Here is a 5,616-nt window from a genome sequence, read left to right as displayed (position 1 = left end):
CGACGGCGCGCCGCCGCTGGCCGAGCTGCGCGCGCGCGTCGAGCGCGATCCGGCCGACCTGAGCGCGCGCGACCTGCTCGGCGTGCGCCTGCTGATCGACGGCGACGCAGCGGCCGGGCTCGACCAGTTCCTGCAGGTGCTGAAGATCCAGCGCGACTGGCAGGACGGCCAGGCGAAGAAGCGCCTGATCGCCGCGTTCAACGTACTCGACGACGAGGACCTCGTCGGCAGCTATCGGCGCAAGATGTCGGCCGTGCTGTTCTGAGCATGAAGGCCACGCCCGCGCGGCTGCGCCGCATCATGAACCTCTGGCCGCCGTTCCTGTTCAGCGGCATCCGCGTCGAGCGCGTCGCCGCCGACTGGCGCAGCGCGCGCGTGCGCCTGAAGCTGGCCTGGTACAACCGCAACTACGTGCGCACGCATTTCGGCGGCAGCCTGTTCGCGATGACCGATCCGTTCTGGATGATCCTGGTCATGGAGTGCCTCGGCCGCGACTATCTGGTCTGGGATCAGGCCGGCAGCATCGAATTCGTCGCGCCTGGCCGCGAGGACGTCTATGCCGAGTTCGTCGTCGAGGAGTCGGTGCTCGACGAACTGCGCGCGGCGACCGCGAACGGCGAGAAATACCTGCGCTGGTTCGACACCGAAATCCGCACGGCCGGCGGCGAGCTGATCGCCCGCGTGCGCAAGCAGCTCTACGTGCGGCGCAAGCGCGACCGCACGTCCGCCGACGCTGCGGACCTGACCCGCAATGACGATCCCGGCCGTGCGGCCTGATCGCCGCCGCCCGCGCTGCAGCACCGATCCACAATCGATCATCCGAACCGGCACCACGCCGGCCCAGGCAGTCTCGGCAGCCGCAACGGCTGCTCCCCCGCTTCGAACCGACGACACCGGTTAAGGTCCGCCGCCCGATAGCACGTATCCACTGCCAGCGCCCGAGGTGACGGCGCGGGAGTCGAGCATGCGTTGCACTGCCGTCGGGATTCTGCTGGCCGCCGCCCTGGCGATGCCGGCCGAGGCACGAGCTCAGGCGGTCTTCGGCCGCGTGACCGGGCGCAACGGCGCGCAGCCGAACGCCGTGCTGCGCGATCCGGCCGTGTCGGCCGACGGCACGCGCATCGTGTTCACGTCGACGGCGGGCAATCTCGGCGCGGCGGCGAACGGCCTGCTCAATGTGTACGAATTCCGGCCCGACGGCGGCGCCGTGCGCCTGCTCAGCCGCAATACCAACGGCGCGCCCGCCAACGGCAACTGCTATCTGCCGGTCGCCTCGCTGCAGGCGCGCTACGTCGCCTATGAAAGCCTGGCCGACAACCTCGGCCCCGGCGCGGCCGGCCTGCAGATCCTGCGCAGCGAAAGCGGCAGCGGCCCGACGCGGCGCGCGAGCGAAAGCATCGGCGGCGCCGCCGGCAACGACCAGTCGCGCTATCCGTCCATCTCCGCCGACGGGCGCTTCGTCGCGTTCCAGTCGTTCGCGAGCAATCTCGTCGCGGCCGACGGCAACAGCCGCGCGGACATCTTCGTCAAGGACTTCGCCGACGGCTCGGTCGAGCTCGTGAGCCGCAACGCGGCCGGCAATCCGGCCGACGACAACGCCGCGGCCCTGTCGACGGCAGCGCTGTCGGCCGACGGACGCTACGTGGTCTTCGCGAGTCCCGCGTCGAACATGGTGTCGGGCAATGCCGGCGGCGTGCAGCAGGTCTATCTGCGCGACCGCGCCGCGGCGACGACGGTGCGGATCAGCGAATCCGCCGCCGGCGTCGCCGGCGCGAGCCAGTCGGACCAGGCGGCGATGTCGCCATCGGGCCGCTACGTCGTATTCCGCTCGTTCGCGGCCAATCTCGTCGCGGGCGCGACGAGCCGCGTGTTCCTGCGCGACCGCCAGGCCGGCACACTCGTCGCGGCGCCGCTGCCGCAGGCCGGCGCGTTCGCGCCGCCGCTCGCGCAGAACGCCAGTGCCTGCCGCAATCCCAAGGTCGCCGACAGCGGCCACGTCGTGATGCTCTGCGACCTGCAGGCCGGCGCGCCGGCGCAGGCGTTCCGCTGGCACGCGCCGACCGGCGATCTCGCGCTGCTGAGCCGCGCGACCGACGGCACGATTGGCAACGCGCTGTCGGGCAGCGGCATCGGCGTCAGCGCGGACGCCGCGACCAGCGTGTTCGAGTCCCAGGCCGCCAACCTCGTCGCCGGCGACAGCAACGGCACGGCCGACGTGTTCTGGCACCTGGCCGCGGCCGGCCTCGACGCGATTTTCTACAGCGGCCTGGAATAGGCCGCTTCCTGCGTACCCCTGCGAGGATCCCTGTGATGTCCCTGAACCCCCTGCGCCATTTCCGCGCCTGGCTGCTCGCGGCCGCGGCGCTGTTCGCCGCGGCCGACGCCGCGGCGCAAAGCCGCTTCGTCGTCACCAGCCCGGGCGATTCCGGTCCCGGCACCCTGCGCGACGCGATCAACCAGGCCAACGCCAATGCCGATCGCAGCACCATCGATTTCGACATCGACACGAGGACCTTCGGCAGCGGTCCCTGGCGCATCACGCCGCGATCCAATCTGCCGGAATTCAAGACGCCGGTGACCGTGCGCGGCTACTCGCAGCCCGGCGCGATCGCGCCGACCTCGATCGCCAACGGCCGCCTGATGATCGAGATGGACACCGGCAGTGTCGAATACGGCCTGCTGTTCATTCGCGGCGCCGAAGGCAGCGCCGTCAGCGGACTGGCCTTCGTCAACGGCCACGGCACCTCGCCGGCGCTGCTGATCATGACCGGCAACGTGCGCGCGACGGCCAACATGATCGGCATCCGCGCCGACGGCACGCCGGATCCCTACGGCGGTATCGGCATCGGCGCGGTCTGCGGCGACGGTATCGTCATCGGCGGTCCGCAGTCCTCCGCCGGCAACATGATCTACGGCGCCCGCTCCGGAATCCTGATCACCGGCGCGAATCACGTCGTGCAGAACAACTGGTTCGGCGTGGACACCCTCGGCACCAGTCCGATGAGCGGCATGATCCTGCACGATGGCGTAGTGTCGGGCAGCATCGCCGTCAATCCGCCCAAGCATCTGCTGACGATGTATTCGGCGGCCGTGCAGCAGAGCTTCTTCGGCCTGCGCGACTCGCTGATCGCGGACAACCTGTTCGCCCAGGTCGGCGACAACGCGATCCGCCTGCTCGGCGGCAACCAGAACCCCACGCGCGGCAACTCGATCCGGCGCAACATCTTCGGCCGCGACGTCTGGGGCGGCAGCTTCGCCTATGTCGACGTCGCCGTGCGCCTGAGCAAGGACGCACGGGACAACCTCGTCAGCGACAACATCATCGCCAAAGCCAACTCCGGCCTGCTGCTCGGCGACGCGCAGCAGTCGCCGCCGACCCTGGCCGGCAGCGGCAACCGGCTCAGCCGCAACCTGATGTACGACGTCGCCTATCCGCTGATCGGCCTGGATGCCGCCAACCAGTTCGCGCCGCTCGCCAACGACCCGCAGGACGCCGACAGCGGCCCGAACGGCCTGCAGAATCATCCCGAGCTCACGACCGCGAACGCCGCCGGCGGCGTCGAAGGACGCCTCGACGCCGTACCGCGGGGCCGCTACACGATCGAATTCTTCCTTGCCGCGAGCTGCCATCCCAGTGGCAGCGGTCCGGCGGATTTCTACCTCGGCAGCACCGACGTGGACACCGACGGCAGCGGCGTCGCCAGATTCTCCACGCTGTTTCCGCAGCGCCCGTTCGGCGGCCTGCGTGCCGGCGATCAGGTCAGCGCGACGGCGACCGACGCGGCCGGCAACACCTCCGAGTTCTCGCATTGCCTGAAACTCGACCCGGCGGTCCGGCCCACGCTCGTGATCGACGCGCTCGGCTCGCCGCGGCCGGCCATGGACACCGCGCTGCCGATCGCCGCGACGATCAGCGGCAGCGCGTCACGCCCGCCCGGCGGCGAAATCGTGTTCTATGCGCGCACGGCGACCGACCGCCGCGAGCTCGGCCGCGCCGCGATCAGCGGCGGCCGTGCGGCGCTGGCCACGCCGGCGCAGGGCTTCTTCGTCAACGCCGGCCGCTACCAGATCGAAGCCGAATACGCCGGCGACGGCTTCCACACGCCGGCCAGCGCGGCGCCGCAGCCGCTGGTCGTGTTCCGCCCGGCGATCGCGACCCTGGACTACGCCTATTCCTCGCCGGTGCGGCGCGACCTGTCCAACGGCGACCGCGAATACTACGAGACGCCGATGCGCACCTGGCGCCGCCTGGACAGCAAGCCCGACGACAGCTGGATCGACAGCGACCGCTTCGGCGGCGCCGCGCTCGACAGCATGATCGTGCGCGACAGCCTCGGCTTCTATCAGCAGCTCGACCCGCGCGGCCAGCGCAATCCGCTGTTCAGCGGCGCGATCCGCGCCACTGCGCAGATCGCCGACCTGCTGCAGGCCGACGCGGACGTGCGCGCCGACGCGATCGTGCGCGATCCGTCCGACGGCTGGCTGCTCGTACATTGCGCGTTCGTCGTCGACGGCTGCGAACGCGCCGAACGCCTCGACATGAACCTCGAATACGACTTCGTGCTCAGCGGCGAATTCAACGGCGACGGCCTGGCCGACCTGGCCTGGCGCAACCGCTCCAGCGGCGAGATCACGATCTGGCTCATGGACGGCAGCAAGCCGTTCCGGAGCTACGTCGTGCGCCCGCCGAACAATGCGCCGCTCGCCGCCGCGGTCGACGTCAACGGCGACGGCTACGAGGATCTGGTCTGGCAGGACGCGGGCAAGGTCATCGTGAGCCTCATGGATCAGGGCGTGCCGCGCCAGGACTTCAGCACGGCGCTGCCCTCCGCGACGACCGCGGTCGCCGGCGGCGCGCACCTCGGCTTCCCGGGCGACGGCGACTACGGTTCCGGCCATCTGCTCCTGCGCGACGCGGCGACCGGCGAAACCCTGGTCTGGCGTGACACGCGCATCGTGCGCGGCGTGCTGACGGCGCGGCCGCAGACGGTGTATTTCGATCCGAACTACACGCTCGAACGCACGCGCTGAACCGGCCGGCGGCCGGCGCCGTCGCGGCGCCGGTCCGCTCGCGTCAGCGTTCGATGCCGGCGATGCCGGCCACGGCTTCGACGGCGAGGCGGCAGACCTCGGCCGCCGGCAGGCGCGCATCGATGGTCAGCGCGCCCGGGGGCGGCGGCTCCATGCGTGCGAGTACGTCGCCGACGATGGACGGATCGCGGTCGCGCGCGAGGTGGCGGTTTCCGGCCACGTCGCGCGCGATGCGCTCGCGGCAGAGCTCCGACGGGCAGTCGAGGAAGATCGACACCGGCGTATAGGCGTACTGGCGCACGACCTGGTCGACACGGGCCAGGTCGGCGCGGCGCGAGAATGTGCAGCCGTCGATGACGCTGGACACGCCGAGCATGCAGTTGACCTCCAGCGCCAGCAGCACGCCGCGGAACGAGGCGCGCTTCTCGACGAAGCTGTAGCCGCAGCGCGGGAACATCGCGTGGCGGATCTCGTCGCGGTCGACGCGGCGGTAGTCGAGCTGATCGGCCAGCGCGCGGGCGACGACGCTCTTGCCGGCGCCGGGCAGGCCGATCAGCGCGACCACCACGGGCCGGCCGGCCTGGG

At 70.9% G+C, this 5,616-nt stretch carries 5 protein-coding genes; 4 read left to right on the top strand and 1 reads right to left on the bottom strand.

Annotation, left to right across the window (positions count from 1 at the left end; all coding sequences use genetic code 11):
- From NON22_RS19535 to NON22_RS19520, 4 genes are all read left to right on the top strand, one after another.
- On the top strand, nt 1–265 hold a 265-nt coding region (locus tag NON22_RS19535), incomplete at its 5' end, for a tetratricopeptide repeat protein (RefSeq protein ID WP_257388650.1).
- Nucleotides 266–267: 2 nt separating this feature from the next.
- Nucleotides 268–777 carry a DUF4442 domain-containing protein gene (locus NON22_RS19530; RefSeq protein WP_257388649.1) on the top strand — a complete coding sequence of 170 codons (510 nt, stop codon included), beginning with the start codon at nt 268–270 and terminating at the stop codon, nt 775–777.
- Between the two features lie 187 nt (nt 778–964).
- On the top strand, nt 965–2,275 hold the full coding sequence (locus NON22_RS19525; RefSeq protein ID WP_257388648.1) for a TolB family protein: 1,311 nt from the start codon (nt 965–967) through the stop codon (nt 2,273–2,275).
- 35 nt (nt 2,276–2,310) lie between these two features.
- A complete protein-coding gene (locus NON22_RS19520; protein ID WP_257388647.1) occupies nt 2,311–5,031 on the top strand; it encodes an FG-GAP-like repeat-containing protein in 2,721 nt (906 codons plus the stop codon).
- Between the two features lie 43 nt (nt 5,032–5,074).
- On the opposite strand, the gene NON22_RS19515 is transcribed toward NON22_RS19520, so the two are convergent.
- The coding region (locus NON22_RS19515) for a P-loop nucleotide/nucleoside kinase family protein (protein ID WP_257388646.1) at nt 5,075–5,616 on the bottom strand (542 nt) is incomplete at its 5' end.

Source organism: Tahibacter caeni (assembly GCF_024609805.1).
In the GTDB taxonomy this organism is placed as follows: Bacteria; Pseudomonadota; Gammaproteobacteria; order Xanthomonadales; family Rhodanobacteraceae; genus Tahibacter; species Tahibacter caeni.
This window is presented reverse-complemented; position numbering and strand designations above follow the sequence as displayed.